Origin of the sequence: Parablautia sp. Marseille-Q6255 (genome assembly GCF_951230155.1) — a bacterium.
Taxonomy (GTDB): Bacteria; Bacillota; Clostridia; order Lachnospirales; family Lachnospiraceae; genus Choladousia.
The window spans coordinates 275,685-292,200 of sequence record NZ_CATNVD010000001.1 but is presented as its reverse complement, the minus strand read 5'-3'; the positions used below and the strand labels follow the sequence as shown (position 1 = coordinate 292,200).

Sequence of the window (16,516 nt, the reverse complement as noted above, 5' to 3'; positions counted from 1 at the left end):
AAATGAATAAATTGGCAATTATCGGTGCAAGTGGACACGGAAAGGTAGTTGCAGATATTGCAAAAAAAAATAGTTATAGAGAGATTGTTTTTTTAGATGACGATGAAAATGTCCATGAATGTGGAGGTTATCCAGTCATAGGAAAAAGTATAGAAGCTGAAAGGATAGATGCAGATGTAATCGTTGGAATTGGCAATGCGGATATTCGGAAGCGGATACAGGAATCAATTCCAGTGGAGAAACTGACTACGCTTGTTCATCCAGATGCAGTTGTTGCGGAGGATGTAGTGATAGGTGCAGGAACAGTAGTCATGGCCGGTGTTGTGATTAATCCGGGAGCAAAGATTGGAAAGGGATGCATTATTAATACTTGTTCTTCGGTGGATCATGATTGCACGGTGGGCGATTATGTGCATATTGCAGTTGGCAGCCATTTATGCGGGACTGTCATTGTGGGAGATGGAACATGGATTGGAGCTGGAGCAACTGTCAGAAATAATGCTTCTATCTCTTCTGACTGTATGATAGGAGCTGGGGCAGTTGTGATTAGTAATATAGAAGAATCAGGAATATTTATAGGAGTTCCGGCAAGGAGAATGGAAATGGGAAAGAAATCAACTAAAAATATGGGGGGGGGTATCCCGCCGAATAGTAAATCATAAGACCTTTTCGCAACTTCTCATGAGTGGGAGGGCTGCATGATGAGATCATTTAGAATTTTGTTTACTGGTGTAGGCAGACGTGTGGAACTGGTGCAAGCTTTTCGACAAGCAGCAAATTGTTTGAATGTTAAACTGAAATTATATGGAGCAGATATGGCAGGAACAGCACCAGCATTGGCTTTTTGTGATTATACTCGGAAAGTGTGCGGAATGCGAGATGTTGATTATATTCCACAGTTGTTGAGAATTTGCAAAGTTGATCACATTGATTTGCTTATACCTACGATAGATACTGACCTTTTGGTGCTTAGTCGGAATGAGGCAGAATTTGATGCGATTGGGACAAAGGTGCTTATCAGTAAGTCAGATAAGATTGCAATATGTAGAGATAAAAATTATACAGCGGATTTTTTTGAATCCTGTGGCTTAAAGGCACCTCGGACAGTTAATGATTATCAGCTTTATCATGATCAGTATCCGTGTTTCATTAAGCCAAAGGATGGAAGTAGCAGCATTAATGCATTTAAGGTGGAAAAAGAATCCGAACTAAAGATCTATGCAGAGCAGGTTGGAGATTATATTGTTCAGCCTTTTATTGAGGGTACAGAATATACAGTTGATATCTTCTGTGATTATGAAGGTAATCCGATATTTATCACACCACGTATTCGAAGTGCAGTGAGAGCTGGAGAGGTTCTTAAAACAGAGATTGTAATGGATAAGAAGATTATAGAAGAGTGTCGTAAACTAATAGATAAATTTCAGCCATGTGGTCCGATGACAGTGCAGCTGATCCGACAGAATAGAACAGGTGATGACTATTACATAGAGATCAATCCTCGATTTGGAGGTGGTGCGCCGCTCAGTATGAAAGCCGGTGCAAGATCAGCAGAGGCAATTCTCAGAATGTTGTTGAAAGAAAAAGTGGAGTATACAGATACCGTTGATGATGGTTTGGTATATAGCCGCTTTGACCAAAGCGTATGTATTTCTGAAGGAGATAACATACGGCAAATAAAGGGCATTATTTTTGATCTTGATGACACGTTATATAGTGAGAAACAGTATGTGAAAAGTGGTTATAAAAAAATTGGTGAGTTTCTAGCTAGAGAGGATGCTGCGGATAAGCTATGGTCACACTTTATGGCTGGAAAATCGGCGATTGATGAATATCTAATTGAAATTGGAGAAGTGGAAAAGAAAGATGAATGTGTAAAAATTTACAGAGAGCAAATACCAGAGATATCTTTGTATGATGGTGTTCTTGAATTTGTTCAGGATTTGAAGCATAGGGGTATCAAAGTTGGAATTATTACAGATGGAAGGATTGAAGGACAAAGAGCTAAACTTGAAGCACTTGGTTTATATGAAGTGATGGATGATATTATTATTACGGATGAATTAGGCGGTGTTCAGTTTAGAAAGCCGTGTGATATTTCTTTTCGCATAATGCAGAATCGTTGGAGAATACCATATGAACAGATAGTTTATGTGGGTGACAATCCAAATAAGGATTTCCAAGCATGTAAACAACTGGGAATGCAATGGATTTATTTTAGAAATGAAGATGGTTTGTATTCTCACTCGGCAATGCAAGAGGAAGTTACAACTATAAATGATATACGGGGAAAAGTATTATGATTCGAGTATTACAAATTATCGGCTCGTTAGGATATGCTGGTGTAGAGGCTGTTGTGATGAATTACTATAGGCACATGGATAGATCGCAAGTGCAATTTGACTTTGTTACTTGTTCAAAGTCAGCAGAAAGATATGATAATGAAATTTTATACCGGGGGGGGGTATACATAGATTACCATCTAGATCTCGGCACCCCTTTTCTTATATGAGGGAACTTAAGCGTATAATAAAAGAAAATAATTATGAGATTGTTCATATACATCAAAATAGTGCTAGTATGGTGATGGATGCCTTCGTAGCAAAACTGTGTGGAGTTTCAACAATAGTTGGACATTCTCATAATACATGCTGTAATGTCATGTGGCAGCACTATTTTTTTAAACCGTTTGTTAATTTATTTTTAACAGATCGTTTTGGATGCTCAGAAGCCGCTGGACGATGGGTTTTTGGAAATAGAAGTGATGTTAAAATTATAAATAATGCAATAGATTTAGAAAAGTATGCTTTTAGTTTTGAAATTCGAGAAGCTACTCGAGAAAATCTGGGGATTAGGGATGCATTTGTTGTAGGATACGTGGGAAGATTATTTGATGGACAAAAGAATTTATTTCGTCTAATTGACATTTTTTCTTCAATTGCAAAACTGGATGAAAATGCAGTTCTTATTATGGTTGGTGACGGACCAGATAAAGAAAAACTTCAAAAGCAAATAGAAGACCTTCAGCTTTCTGGTAAAGTAAAATTATTAGGTAAACGTGAGGATGTAAATCATTTAATGATGGCAATGGATGTATTCTTTATGCCATCTTATTATGAAGGTTTACCGGTAGTTATAGTTGAAGCTCAGGGTACGGGATTACCCTGTGTTATTTCTGAGCTTGTTCCAGCACCTGATTTGATTAATAAGCTAAAAATATTGAGTTTAGAGACAAGTAATGATGAATGGGCGAAGGCGATTATGTCATCTTGTAATAACCATCGTTTAGATGCAAAAATGAAATTAATTGAGAGGCATTATGATATTTCTCATGAGGCGGGATTGCTACAGGAGTTTTATCTGAGCCGTCTGTAATACGAGGAGTGCTATGAATATTCTTTTTTTAACACTTATTGATTTTAGTACAATTGATGAGCCGGGTATTTATCAAGATCTTTTAAGAGAATTTTATAAGAATGGACATTCTGTTTATGTAATATCTCCAGTTGAGAGAAGAAGAAAACAGGATACATTAATCTTGAAAACGGAAATGGCAACAATATTAAAGCTTAGAATTGGAAATACACAAAAAACAAATTTTTTTAGAAAAAGGAATTTCAACTGTTTGCATTGAATATCAGTTTATTCGGGGAATTAAAAGATACTTTGCTAATGTAAAGTTTGATGCCGTCATCTATTCTACGCCGCCAATTACCTTTTGCAATGCGATCGAGTTTGTAAGGAAGAGGGATAGAGCGACGACATATCTTTTGCTTAAAGATATATTTCCTCAAAACGCAGTTGATATTGGTATCATGACGAAGCAGGGATTGAGGGGAATTATTTATAGAATATTTAGAGCGAAAGAGAAAAAACTTTATAGGATTTCAGACCATATCGGTTGTATGAGTCAAGCAAATGTAAATTATATTTTGGAACATAATCCTGAAATTGATCCTAATATTGTTGAGGTTTGTCCCAATAGTGTTGAGGTGATTGATATGAGCGTCGAGGAAGAAATACGTAAAGATATTAGAAGAACGTATAAAATTCCATTGGATAAAAAAGTATTTGTATATGGAGGAAATCTCGGAAAACCACAGGGTATTGACTTTATGATTGAATGTTTGAAAAGTCAAGAGAAAAATAAAGAAGTATTTTTTTTGATTGTTGGAGATGGGACAGAGTTTGATAAAATTGAAGCCTATGTACATAGAGACAAACCATCTAATGTGAGGCTCATGAAGAGACTGCCTAAAGAGGATTATGATAAAATGGTGGCGGCCTGTGATGTTGGAATGATCTTTCTTGATCACAGGTTTACCATTCCAAATTTTCCAAGCAGATTGCTGAGTTATATGCAAGCAAAAATCCCAGTATTAGCTGTGACTGATCCAAATACAGACATTGGAAAGGTGATTGTTGATGGTGGTTTTGGTTGGTGGTGTGAGAGTAATAGTTTGAAAGGGGTTAATAAACAACTGCAATATATTTTGAAAGCTGATTTGAGTACATTTAAGCGTAAGGAATATTGTTGTCTAAAAGAGCATTATTCAACAGATATATCGTACAGGATAATAATGAGAGCAATTAATCATTGAATGAAAGGATGACGAAAATGGCAAGAAGACAATATCAGATTTGCAAATGTTGTGTAATGGATACAACGGATGAATATATATCATTTGATGAAAATGGTGTATGTTCCCGTTGTAATGAATACAGACAGCGAATCCTTCCTGAATGGAACTACGGTAAAGGACATGAAAAAGAATTAGAGAGTCTCTTGGCTGAAATAAAAAGAAAAGGATCAGGAAAAAAGTATGATTGTATTTTGGGACTGAGTGGTGGTTTAGACAGCAGCTATATGCTTCATCTTGCAGTGAAGGAATGGGGATTGAGACCATTTGTATTTCATATTAATGCAGGGTGGAATCTACCCGTAGCTGAAGAGAACATAAGAAGAATAACAGATAAGCTTGGCGTTAAGTTGCATGTGGAGAATATGAATTGGGATGAGATGAGAGAAATGCAGTTAGCATGGTTTAGAACTGGTCTCGAAAATCTTGATTCACCGCAAGATCACGCATTTATTGCTTTGATTGATAGATATTCGCGGGAGTTAGGAGTTAAATATATTCTTAATGGCTATAATATTTCGACAGAAATTGTTGCTGATCCTGAGTCATGGGGCAAAGATGGAGGACCTACGGGAGATGGGACTTTTATGAAGGATGTCATTAAGAAGTATTGTAGGATTCCGATTAAAGATTATACGTTTACAAATGGATTTAAACATAAATTTTGGATACCATATATTTTAGGTGTGAAGACTTTAAAACCATTAAATCTTGTACCTGTAACACGTCATCAAATGGTAGAAGTCCTTAAAGAAGAGTATGGATATATACCATATGGACAAAAACACTTTGAAGATTTATTGACAAAATTTTTAGAAGGATATTGGATGCCTACACGATTTGGACATGATATTCGAAGAGCGCAGCTCTCGAGTCTGGTTGTTACCGGACAGATGGAGAGAGAGGAAGCTTTAAAAATACTTGAGCGACCGCCTCTTTCAGAAGAAGAAAGTAAAAAACTGTTTACAGAGGTAGCCAAACGGCTTGAAATTACAGAGGAAGAATTGATGAGCTTTCATGATATGCCTAAGTGTACTGAAAAATTTAAAAGTCAGGAAAAACTTTATAATTTGGGGATTCGATTATATGAAATTTTAGGCATAGAAAAAAGGATTAGAAAATAAGAAGAAACTGGAAATTATGATATCGGAGGTATGGGATGGAGAAAAAGAACAACTACGTTATATTGCCCAAAATATCAAATCAAAAATTACTGGCTCAATACTATTCTATGGCAGATGCTTTTGTAATTTGCAGTAAAAGGGAGAATTTTCCTACTACTTGTCTTGAAGCGCAATGCTGTGGGACACCTGTTTTTGGGTTTGATACCGGCGGAACAAAAGAAACATCTCTTTCCTCTACTAATGAATTTGTAGAATATGGTGATATTGATAGTCTGTATGAGACTGCTAAACGTGTGCTAAATGAGAATAACGAGGATTTGGATTTAAGAGCACACGAGAAATATTCAAGAAAACAAATGTTTTGTGACTATCTGAAAGAATATGATAGAACTGGAAGAAAAGAAAAGGTTCTTTTGATTGATGTTAACTGCAAATATTCATCAACTGGAAAAATTGTATATGATTTATATGAAAATATAAGAGCAGATGGGCGCTCTGCTGCCATTTGTTATGGAAGAGGTAAGCAAATTAAAGAACCGGATATTTTCAAATTTGGTTTGGATTGGGAGACTAACATCCATGCTGTATTAGCGAGAGTGACCGGATATAATGCCTGTTTTTCTCATTTTTCAACCCAGAGACTGATTCGATTTATTGAAGAGTATAAGCCGGATCTCATACATATACACGAATTGCATGCATATTTTGTAAATATTAAACCATTGATTCATTATATTAAGAAAAAAGGAATTCCGGTTGTTTGGACTTTCCATTGTGAATACATGTATACTGGGAAGTGCGGACATGCGAATGAATGTAAAAATTTTCAAACAGAATGTCACAATTGTCCGGCATTACGAGAGTATCCCAAAAGCCTGTTTTTCGATCATACAAGGAAAATGTTCCGAGAAAAAAAGAAATTGTTGGGAGATCTTGATATGACAATAGTTGCACCATCTAAATGGATTGCTGATAGGGTAAAATTATCATTTTTGAAAAATAAGACAATACAAATTATTAATAATGGAATAGATACTGATATATTTCATAAGATAGATGGATCAGAACTTAGAAAACAGTTGGGAATCCCGGAAGAAAATCAAGTAGTACTTTCAGTTGCTCCAAACATTATGAGTGAATCAAAAGGTGGGAATTGGGTGATTAAATTAGCCGAGAAAATGCAGAAAGAAAAAGTTAGTTTTGTTCTTATAGGAGATACCACAGAGTAGAAAGGGATTACAATGAAAGTTTTATATATGGTTAATGTTCCGGCACCATACATGGTGAGTTACTTTAACGAATTAGGTAAGTACTGTGATTTGACTGTGATTTTTGAAAAGTCAACATCATCAGAAAGAGATGAAAGCTGGAAAAAGTATAAATTTATAAATTTTAAAGGAATCATCTTAAAAGGTATTTCAACAGCAGTGGATATGGCATTTTGTCCTCAGGTTATTAGATATTTAAAAAAGAATAAATATGATTTTATTATTTCCTCAGCAATGGCAACGCCTACGGGAATTTTAGCTATTGAATATATGAAATTGCGTGGTATTCCGTTCTACTTGGAAAGTGAAGGCGGATTTGCTAAAGATGGGAAGGGAATAAAAGAGCATCTTAAAAAAAGAGTCATGAGTGGAGCAAAAGGGTATTTTAGTACAACAGCTATAGATGATGAATATTTTATTACATATGGTGCTTTGCCAGATCGAATATATAAATATCCATTCACATCTCTATATGAAAAGGACATTCTTCCTTCGCCATTAAGCAATAAAGAAAAGAAAAATATACGAGATAAAATAGGAGTTTCTGATTCGCGAATGGTTATTTCTGTCGGACAGTATATTTATCGCAAGGGATTTGATCTGCTAATTCAGGCAGCAAATCAAATTAATAAAAATATAGGCGTATATATAGTGGGGGGAGTACCGACGCAAGAATATATTGAACTTCGCAATCAGATAAATGCGGATAATGTTCATTTTGTGGATTTCTTGAGTAAGGAAGAGCTTGCAGAGTATTATAAAGCTTCAGATGTATTTGTTCTTCCTACAAGGGAGGATACATGGGGACTTGTAATAAACGAGGCTATGGCCTATGGACTGCCGGTTATTTCGACGGATCGCTGTATAGCTGCTTCAGAATTAGTAGATAATACAAATGGAAGAATCATACCTACTGATTCAGTTGAAGCGCTTTCAGAGGCGATTACTGACCTTATTTCTAACAGGAATCTGTCGGAGCTGGGAAGAAAGTCTATTGATAAGATTAAATGGTATACCTTTGAAAGTATGGCGAAAGTACATATGGACTTTTTTAAAAAGGAAAAATAGAATGAATGATATTAGGGTAAGAAAAAGTACATTTTGTAAATTAGTATGTTTACTGTGCTTTTTAACAAATATTGGACAGACTCCATTTTTGATTGACAACTATCAGACACGCTATATTGTCATTCCGTTGTGGTTGGCTTTTGTAATCATTTGTATTTTAAAAAATCATGTTATTAGCTTTTGGGAGACAAGATCTATTTTTTTGCTTTTTACATTATTTTGTATTATATATGGCATAGGAGCTATGTTTATTGATAATTATATGGCATCTAGTCTTCCTTATGTAATCGTGTTATCTATGTTTATTCTATTTACAGGAATAATGACAGGGAAAAACCTCGAGCGAGATGATATTCAGAGCATAAATACAGCATTTATATGGTCAAGTGTAATAGTATGCGTGGATACTTTTTTGACATATGTATATGGAAATTCATTGGACTCTCGTATCTATTCATATGATTCAAAGAATTCTGTATCACAGATATTGCTTACAGCGTGGATATTAATACCCTTGTTTAAGTTTGATAAAGTAATACCGAAAGTAAAAAGAATCATTTATTTAAGCGTATTTATACTTTTAACAGTTACATTACTCGGATTAAAAAGTAGAGCAACATTGATAGGTATTCCTATTATAATCGCTTGGTGGCTTTTGCATGGCAATCTAAATAGAAGATTAAGAAATATATTAATACTTGGATTATTTGGATTAGCAATTTTTTTAGTGATTAATCCGGATTTTACAAATAATATTTTTTATAATGTTGTGCTGGGCGGTAGAGATATCAATGATATCAATGATTTGTCATCAGGTAGGTTTATAGAATGGCAATCTTTTATGGATGATTTTTTATCAGCACCAATCTTTGGGCATGGACGAATGAAAAGAGAATCCATTATTCTCACATCTTTGCTTGAATTTGGAATTATTGGTGGTGGTATTATTTTATATATGGCAGTGTGGCCAATAATTTGGGCAGTACGATATGTAGGAAAATCTGATGATAAATACTTAATGATATCATCGATTGCTCTGGTATATATTGTTAATGGTATTTTTGAACAATTGGCTCCATTCGGTCCAGGTGTAAAGTGCTATTATTTATGGTTTGTTATTGGCATACTTGTGTCGGTAAAAGGACGAGAATACATTAATAGTTTGGAATATAAGTGAGAACAAGATAATAGAAGGAAATTAGTAATGAATGAAAAGATTGCTATGTCAGAAATAGAACAAAAGCAGGTAATGCTTAATATCTTAACGCAATTTGCAGATATTTGCGAAAAGAATAGCTGGAATTATTTTCTCGATGCAGGGACGCTGCTTGGAGCGGTTCGGCATAATGGGTTTATTCCCTGGGATGATGATGTTGATGTAAATATGCCACGAATTGATTATGATTATTTTGTACAATATGTAAAGAAAAACAATGGGTATTTGACAAAATATTTAAAAGTGGAGTTTCCGGAAGACACGATACACCCATTTCTTAAAATAGCAGATGAACGGACTGTCCTTATAGAATATCCGGAAAAATATCCGATGAAAGTTAGTGTTTATATTGATGTCTTTGCGAAGGACGGAATATTGAATGATTCGTTCGGAACAAAAACATTGTGTAAAATCAGTGAGATTCTTGGACTTATACATTGGTTTAACAAATTTTCTATATATGCATGGAAAGAAAAAGGAAATAAGGTTCAGAAGTTAATTGCTGCTATGGGGAGGCTGTGTATTAGGAAACCGAATGTGGCGATTCATTTACAAAATAAACTGCTTCATTGGAATCAAAAAAGAAATCCAGTGGTGAAATGTAAATATGTAACAACATTAACAAATGGGGAGTTTCATAAAAGGGCTCCCAAGGAATGTTTTTCTGATTATATTATGATGGATTTTGAAAATCAGAAGTTTAGGTGTCCGATTGGGTATGATACCTATCTTAAATGTCTTTATCCTGGCGATTATATGCAACTGCCTCCAGAAGACAGGAGAGAACATCATGATACGATCATTTATTGGAAGTCGCAGAAAGCTAAACATGATTTTATGGAAACAATGAATTAAATTTCAAAGAAAGGTGAGAAATTAATGGCGAATTATGCGTTGATTTTTGCAGGCGGTGTTGGTAATCGCATGAATACACGTGCGAAACCAAAGCAGTTTTTGGAGATACATAGTAAACCTATTATTATACATACATTAGAACATTTTGAGTTACATCCAGAGGTTGATGCAATTTGTATAGTAATTGTAGATGAGTGGATCGATTATATGAAAACGCTTGTAGAAAAATATTCTTTGAAAAAAGTGAGATGGGTGCTCGCTGGCGGGGCGACTGCTTTAGATTCTCAATATATCGGATTAAGTGCAATTGCTAAAACAGTACAGTCTGGGCAGAAAGATATCGTACTTATTCATGATGGAGTGCGTCCATTGATTGATTCGAAGACAATTTCGGATTGTATTTTTGAAACTAAGAAATGCGGTTCCGCTGTAACCGTTGCACCAGCGATTGAAACGATTATACGAACTGATGAAAACAGCATTATTAAGGATACATTTCCGCGGTCGGAATGTCAACTGGCTAGAGCACCACAAACATTTTATTTGGAAGAAATTTTGTCAGCTCATAAGACTTTAAAATCAGAAGGAAAATATGATTTTGTAGATAGTACGAGTATGATGTTGTATTTAGGGAAAAAGATACACGTTGTTGAAGGATCTGCGGAAAATATAAAAGTAACAAATCCTATAGACTTCTATATTTGTAGGGCATTATTGGAGGCAAAAGAAAATTCGCAGATTTATGGGATTTGAATATAAGTACTGGAGAGTAGGATGGAGGTGCCATTTGTGATAAGCGTTATCGTTCCAATTTATAATGCTCAAAAATATCTTGAGGAATGTTTAGAGTCGATTGCGAATCAAACGTACAAAGATATTGAAGTTATAATGGTAAATGATGGTTCAACAGATGACAGTGAATTGATATGTCGTAAATACGAACAAAAATATAATAATTTTCTTTTAATCAATAAAGAAAATGGTGGACAAATGTCTGCATGGATCCAAGGTGTCAGACAGTCACATGGTGAATATCTGGCATTTGTAGATAGTGATGATTATATTGAGCCAACTATGTATGAAAAAATGATGGAATGCGAAAAGAGTACAGAAGCTGACCTGGTTATGTGCAATTTTTTTGATTTAGATAAGAAAAAAGCAACGCCTAGAAATAGTAAACTTAAATTATATTACGGAAAGGACGAAATAGACGAAATACATCATATGGTATTTCCTACTTTAACGGGATTTATTTCTATGTCTCGATGGGACAAACTTTTCAAAAGAGAAATTTTTTTGAAAAATATGAATAAATACTGTATTTATATGGCACGAACGTTCGAAGACCGTTTTATTGTATCGACATATTTTTTTAGCTGCAGAAGCTTTGCATACATACCAACACCACTTTATTATTGGCGGAAACAAAAAGTTTCTTCTAGTAGGAAGGCACGAACAGATTTATGTGATATTATAGAAATTCTTTATAATACACAAAAGCAAATGCTTCAAGATAGAAAAATATATGATAAATATAAAGAAGAACTTGAGGTCGGAAAAATAGATTTAATTCGTTCTGTTGTCGAACGTAATCTTTGTGCAAAAATTCCATATGAGGACAAACTGAAAATTGCGAATAGATTGTTGACGGAAGAAAATAGAAGTATTGTATTACGGCATAAAAGTGCATGTGTTGGAAAATTTGGTAAGTATATTTATTTTACTTATAAAGTAAATAGTAAATTAATAATGATTGGTGCTGCAATTTTAGCAAGTAAATTGAGGAAAAATAGTAATGATGATGCATTTGATTGAAGTTTAAACTCAATGAGATGAGGAAACAAGTATGAGAAAAGACAGATATGAGTTAAAACAATTGGCGGGTAGAGAACAATGGATTGATATTTTAAAAGGAATTTTAATTATTTTTGTGATTCTTGGTCACTCAAATTTTAAGTATACCCAGTATATTTATTGGTTTCATATGCCTTGTTTTTTTATAGTATCAGGTTATGTATTCAAACCTGATGTGAGAGGTAATGTTTACAAATTAGTGCAGAATAGAATTTGTAGATATATGATTCCTTGTTATATGTGGTGGTTTATATTGCAAGTTGTTCTTGGAACTTTTACGCTACAGGGAATACTGCATATCCTTTGGGGGGGCGATTGGTTGGTGGTGTATATTGGTATATAAGTTGTCTTGCACACTAACACAAATATTATTTTTTATATTATTGAGAATAAATAGTTCAAAAAAGATTTGCAATAATATTTTTATTGTATGTACTGGGAATCTTTGAATCAAAATTCCTTGATTTATATCGGAATTCGCAAGGCTTACCTGCATTTTTATGTTTTCCGTGGGATTTTGATGTTGTTTTAGTGTCAATCACTTATTTTTCAATCGGGTATTATTGGAATGATTTAGAGGTTTTTTGGAAAAAGAGGAATCGAAAATCGATTGGAGTAATTATTAGTTTGGGAACAATTATTTTTTATGCTATGTTAAACATATTTAAAGTGTTTGATTTTTCTATCGATATGAAACATTCAGATTATTCTAGTTTGATATTTACATTAATTGTTCCGGTTTGTTTTTTTAATTTATTTCAACAGTTGACTGCAATTATTATGAAGAATAGTTGGATTTCTTATATTCTAGAAAAGGTAGGATATATGTCCTTGGTGATAATGTATACACATATTGCTATAAGAGAACTTATAGTAAAACAATTTTGGGGTGAAAACTATAGTATTGTTGTATACATTGTTAGTGTGATTGGGCTAAGCTGGATGATCACAAAGCTTATAAATTCTAATGTGATTACAAGATATTTGTTCATGGGACGAAAGTGATAGTCTTTAAAATTTGGAATGATATTAGATAAGATATATGACGCAATAAATAGAATAAATCTTGTTGCTTAAATAGGGTAGAGAGAAAGGAGAAGTATATGAAAATTGGCATAGTGACAACATGGTATGAGAGAGGTGCTGCATACGTAAGTAGGATATATATGGATTTACTGCATAAGAGTGGACATGAGGTTTTTATTTATTCTAGAGCTGGGCAGAATCCGCCTAAGGGAATAGAAAAATGGAATGAGGATTATGTAACAAGGGATAATACATATCGGAATTTTCAAATAAACAAACATAAATTTTTTTGTTGGATTAAGAAAAATAACTTGAATGTTATATTATTTAATGAACAGCAAGATTTTAGAATTGTAGCAGAAACAAAACGTAGATTTCCTGATATCAAATTAGCCGCATATGTTGATTATTACACAGAACGTACCAGAAAATGGTTTGTCTTATATGATTTTTTGATTTGCAATACAAAGCGCCATATGCAAGCAATGGAAGGACATCCACAGAAATATTATATGCAATGGGGAACAGATACAAAATTATATAGACCATCAAAAGAGCAACATAATATATTAACATTTTTTCACTCTGTCGGAATGTCAACTAGAAAGGGGACAGATATTTTGATTGAAGCATTTATTGAGGGGGAATGCTTCAAAAAGTCAAAATTAATAATTCATACGCAACGACCGATTGAAGATGTGTGTAATTATAAAAGAGAGTTTCTGGAACAAAACAATATTCAAATTATTGAAAAAACAGTTACAGCTCCTGGACTGTATTATATGGGAGACGTATATGTGTATCCAACTAGGTTAGATGGGTTGGGCTTAACAATGTACGAAGCACTTTCTTCGGGACTGCCTGTTATTACATCGGATTTTCCACCAATGAATGAAGCTGTAAATAATGAGTGTGGAAAATTGATTAAAATAAAAGATTATTATTGCAGACAGGACGCATACTATTATCCGCTTGTTGTATGTGATAAAGAAGATCTTATTCATAAAATGCAATGGTATATTGATAATCCTGAACAGATTATCATTCAAAAAGAAGCAGCGAGAAGATATGCAGTTGAACATTATGAAATTACTGACAGATATAAAGAACTTTCGAGAATTTTTGAAACTGCAAAGATTAGAAAATTGGATACTGCTATTTATAAGGATGTTATGTGGTATTATAAAAAAGAAATTAATACAATTCATCAATATACAGATAATCGGACGTGGATTTATAATTTGAAATGTAAAATAATTAAAATGATGAGGAGATAAAATAATACATGATTGAAAATGAACATTTAATTAGCATTATTATTCCAATTCATAATGGAGAAAAATATTTGAAAAAATGTTTGGAAAGCTTATATCAACAAACATATAAAAATTTGGAACTCATTTTAGTAGATGATGGTTCAACAGATGAAAGTTGTTTGATATACAATGAATATTCTGATAAATTTTTAAAGTTTTTTGTTATAAAACATCCAAAAGCTAAAGGTGTATCTTTTTCGAGGAATGAAGGTTTAAAATATGTCCATGGTAGGTATATATCCTTTGTTGATTGTGATGATTATGTAGATAATGAATATTTTGAATATTTAATTGATCAAATTAAAAAAAATGGCACAGATATTGAGGTATGTTCTTTTATTAAAGAGACTGAAGATGGAAATATTATTAAAAAGAGCAGCAAAGTTATAAATAAAATTTTTGTTTTAGACAATACATATGACTCGTTCGCACAATATGCACATCGAGGCGTTTGGGCAATTTTGTTTCATAGAGATATTTTAAATATTTCCGGAGAACGAAGAATTCAATTTGATGAAAAAATATCAATAGGAGAGGATTTATTATTTTATACAAAAATATTGTCTAATGCTAAAAAAGTGCATTATAATTCTGAAACGCCATGTTACCATTATGTCGTACATGGGGATAGTTCTTATCATAGCGCAGATGTATCGAAACTATATACGAATATTGAAGCTCATAAAAGCGTGGTAAATATTATAAAAGATAGTGGTTATCCTCTTGCTGCCGAGTCAGCCCAAAAATATCTAGTATATAAATATTGTGATATATTTCCTTTCATAGAGGATACAGATTTGGAGATAAGAAAAAAAGTAAGAAAAGAAATGATCGGGCTGTTAAAGTTTGTTTTATTATCAGATTTTGGGGTTAGGTTTCAAGCAAAATGGATAAAGATGATATTAAATCTCTGTCTTAAAAGTATATAACTCAATATTATAGCGGTAAAGTTAGAAACATTGAAGGTTAATTTAACTATAGTATTATGTGTGCAAAAAGGAGTAGAACAGTGCTAGTAAAAAAGAAGATAATGTTAGTGTTCGGGACACGTCCTGAAGCAATAAAGATGTGTCCGTTGGTAAATGAGTTAAAAAAAAGAACTACATTAGATACAATAGTTTGTGTGACGGGTCAACATCGTCAGATGCTTGATATGGTTTTAAAAGCTTTTAATGTAGAGCCTGATTATGATCTGGCTATTATGAAGGATAAACAAACTTTATTTGATATCTCAACAAATATTTTAAATCAAATGAAAGATATATTAGAGAAAGTAGAACCAGACATCGTACTTGTCCATGGTGATACTTCAACAACCTTTATTACATCATTAGCTTGTTTTTATTTAGGTATTAAAGTTGGACATGTAGAAGCAGGTCTTAGAACATACAATATATATTCTCCATATCCTGAAGAGTTCAATCGTCAAGCTGTTAGCATAATAAGTGAATATAATTTTGCCCCTACAGAGCTTGCAAAGTTAAATTTATTAAAAGAAGGAAAGCGTCCAGAATCGATTTATGTTACAGGGAACACTGCTATTGATGCTTTAAAAACAACGGTTCGAAAGGATTACACACATCCAGAACTTGAATGGGCATCTGATAGTAAACTTATTCTTATTACTGCTCACCGTAGAGAAAATCTTGGTACACCAATGAAAAATATGTTTTCTGCCATTTGTAAAGTTATGGAAGAACATCCGGATGTAAAAGCGATTTATCCCATTCATATGAACCCAATGGTTCGGCAAATTGCTAATTCCATTATGGCAGGAAATGATAGAATTCATATTATTGAGCCATTGGATGTGTTTGATTTTCATAATTTTCAGGCTCGCAGTTTTCTTATTTTAACAGATTCTGGCGGTGTTCAGGAAGAAGCTCCGTCGTTGGGGGTTCCAGTTCTTGTCATGCGAGATACGACAGAAAGACCGGAAGGTATAGAAGCTGGAACGTTAAAATTAGTTGGTACAGAAGAAGATGTAATTTATAAGAATTTTAAAGAATTATTGGAAAATGAAGATAGATATAATGCAATGTCTCATGCATCTAATCCTTATGGTGATGGTCATGCATGTGAACGTATTGCTAATATATTAGAAGATTCACTTGTTTACAATGAAAAGTAAAATGAATCTGAAAAGGAT

General features: G+C 33.5%; 16 protein-coding genes. All 16 read left to right on the top strand.

Annotation, left to right across the window (positions count from 1 at the left end):
• Positions 1–2 precede the first annotated feature (2 nt).
• On the top strand, positions 3–662 hold the full coding sequence (locus QOX44_RS01435) for an acetyltransferase (protein WP_283680868.1): 660 nt from the start codon (positions 3–5) through the stop codon (positions 660–662).
• A 36-nt stretch (positions 663–698) separates the two neighbouring features.
• Positions 699–2,303, top strand: coding sequence for an HAD-IA family hydrolase (locus QOX44_RS01430; protein ID WP_283680867.1), 1,605 nt, complete (start codon positions 699–701; stop codon positions 2,301–2,303).
• Positions 2,304–2,451: 148 nt separating this feature from the next.
• The gene (locus QOX44_RS01425; RefSeq protein ID WP_331488289.1) at positions 2,452–3,375 is read left to right on the top strand and encodes a glycosyltransferase; all 924 of its coding nucleotides are present in this window, start codon (positions 2,452–2,454) and stop codon (positions 3,373–3,375) included.
• 200 nt (positions 3,376–3,575) lie between these two features.
• Positions 3,576–4,601, top strand: a complete 1,026-nt coding sequence (locus QOX44_RS01420) for a glycosyltransferase family 4 protein (RefSeq protein WP_283680866.1) — start codon at positions 3,576–3,578, stop codon at positions 4,599–4,601.
• Between the two features lie 17 nt (positions 4,602–4,618).
• Entirely contained in the window at positions 4,619–5,764 is a 1,146-nt protein-coding gene (locus QOX44_RS01415) for an N-acetyl sugar amidotransferase (protein WP_283680865.1), read from the top strand.
• A gap of 35 nt (positions 5,765–5,799) precedes the next feature.
• A complete protein-coding gene (locus QOX44_RS01410; RefSeq protein ID WP_283680864.1) occupies positions 5,800–6,993 on the top strand; it encodes a glycosyltransferase in 1,194 nt (397 codons plus the stop codon).
• 12 nt (positions 6,994–7,005) lie between these two features.
• Positions 7,006–8,100: a glycosyltransferase family 4 protein gene (locus QOX44_RS01405; RefSeq protein ID WP_283680863.1), complete on the top strand. Its 1,095-nt coding sequence runs from the start codon at positions 7,006–7,008 to the stop codon at positions 8,098–8,100.
• A gap of 1 nt (position 8,101) precedes the next feature.
• Positions 8,102–9,277, top strand: coding sequence for an O-antigen ligase family protein (locus tag QOX44_RS01400; protein ID WP_283680862.1), 1,176 nt, complete (start codon positions 8,102–8,104; stop codon positions 9,275–9,277).
• A gap of 27 nt (positions 9,278–9,304) precedes the next feature.
• The gene (locus QOX44_RS01395) at positions 9,305–10,171 is read left to right on the top strand and encodes a LicD family protein (RefSeq protein WP_283680861.1); all 867 of its coding nucleotides are present in this window, start codon (positions 9,305–9,307) and stop codon (positions 10,169–10,171) included.
• Positions 10,172–10,195: 24 nt separating this feature from the next.
• Positions 10,196–10,924 (top strand): IspD/TarI family cytidylyltransferase, encoded by a 729-nt coding sequence (locus QOX44_RS01390; protein ID WP_283680860.1) that lies wholly within the window; start codon positions 10,196–10,198, stop codon positions 10,922–10,924.
• Between the two features lie 21 nt (positions 10,925–10,945).
• On the top strand, positions 10,946–11,986 hold the full coding sequence (locus tag QOX44_RS01385; protein ID WP_283680859.1) for a glycosyltransferase family 2 protein: 1,041 nt from the start codon (positions 10,946–10,948) through the stop codon (positions 11,984–11,986).
• A gap of 31 nt (positions 11,987–12,017) precedes the next feature.
• Positions 12,018–12,368: an acyltransferase family protein gene (locus QOX44_RS01380; RefSeq protein ID WP_283680858.1), complete on the top strand. Its 351-nt coding sequence runs from the start codon at positions 12,018–12,020 to the stop codon at positions 12,366–12,368.
• Between the two features lie 284 nt (positions 12,369–12,652).
• The gene (locus QOX44_RS01375) at positions 12,653–13,030 is read left to right on the top strand and encodes a hypothetical protein (protein WP_283680857.1); all 378 of its coding nucleotides are present in this window, start codon (positions 12,653–12,655) and stop codon (positions 13,028–13,030) included.
• Between the two features lie 98 nt (positions 13,031–13,128).
• Complete coding sequence (locus tag QOX44_RS01370) at positions 13,129–14,328, top strand: glycosyltransferase family 4 protein (protein ID WP_283680856.1); 1,200 nt, start codon at positions 13,129–13,131, stop codon at positions 14,326–14,328.
• Positions 14,329–14,336: 8 nt separating this feature from the next.
• Positions 14,337–15,296 (top strand): glycosyltransferase family 2 protein, encoded by a 960-nt coding sequence (locus QOX44_RS01365; protein WP_283680855.1) that lies wholly within the window; start codon positions 14,337–14,339, stop codon positions 15,294–15,296.
• Between the two features lie 101 nt (positions 15,297–15,397).
• Entirely contained in the window at positions 15,398–16,498 is a 1,101-nt protein-coding gene (wecB, locus tag QOX44_RS01360; protein ID WP_283681016.1) for a non-hydrolyzing UDP-N-acetylglucosamine 2-epimerase, read from the top strand.
• The last annotated feature ends 18 nt before the right edge of the window (positions 16,499–16,516 follow it).

Excerpts from the sequence above, each read along its gene's own strand:
- QOX44_RS01395 (WP_283680861.1), top strand. The coding sequence starts at position 9,305 with ATGAATGAAAAGATTGCTATGTCAGAAATAGAACAAAAGCAGGTAATG.
- QOX44_RS01405 (WP_283680863.1), top strand. The coding sequence starts at position 7,006 with ATGAAAGTTTTATATATGGTTAATGTTCCGGCACCATACATGGTGAGT.
- QOX44_RS01380 (WP_283680858.1), top strand. The coding sequence starts at position 12,018 with ATGAGAAAAGACAGATATGAGTTAAAACAATTGGCGGGTAGAGAACAA.
- QOX44_RS01400 (WP_283680862.1), top strand. The coding sequence starts at position 8,102 with ATGAATGATATTAGGGTAAGAAAAAGTACATTTTGTAAATTAGTATGT.
- QOX44_RS01390 (WP_283680860.1), top strand. The coding sequence starts at position 10,196 with ATGGCGAATTATGCGTTGATTTTTGCAGGCGGTGTTGGTAATCGCATG.
- QOX44_RS01415 (WP_283680865.1), top strand. The coding sequence starts at position 4,619 with ATGGCAAGAAGACAATATCAGATTTGCAAATGTTGTGTAATGGATACA.
- wecB (WP_283681016.1), top strand. The coding sequence starts at position 15,398 with ATGTTAGTGTTCGGGACACGTCCTGAAGCAATAAAGATGTGTCCGTTG.
- QOX44_RS01410 (WP_283680864.1), top strand. The coding sequence starts at position 5,800 with ATGGAGAAAAAGAACAACTACGTTATATTGCCCAAAATATCAAATCAA.
- QOX44_RS01365 (WP_283680855.1), top strand. The coding sequence starts at position 14,337 with ATGATTGAAAATGAACATTTAATTAGCATTATTATTCCAATTCATAAT.
- QOX44_RS01435 (WP_283680868.1), top strand. The coding sequence starts at position 3 with ATGAATAAATTGGCAATTATCGGTGCAAGTGGACACGGAAAGGTAGTT.
- QOX44_RS01370 (WP_283680856.1), top strand. The coding sequence starts at position 13,129 with ATGAAAATTGGCATAGTGACAACATGGTATGAGAGAGGTGCTGCATAC.
- QOX44_RS01430 (WP_283680867.1), top strand. The coding sequence starts at position 699 with ATGATGAGATCATTTAGAATTTTGTTTACTGGTGTAGGCAGACGTGTG.
- QOX44_RS01385 (WP_283680859.1), top strand. The coding sequence starts at position 10,946 with ATGGAGGTGCCATTTGTGATAAGCGTTATCGTTCCAATTTATAATGCT.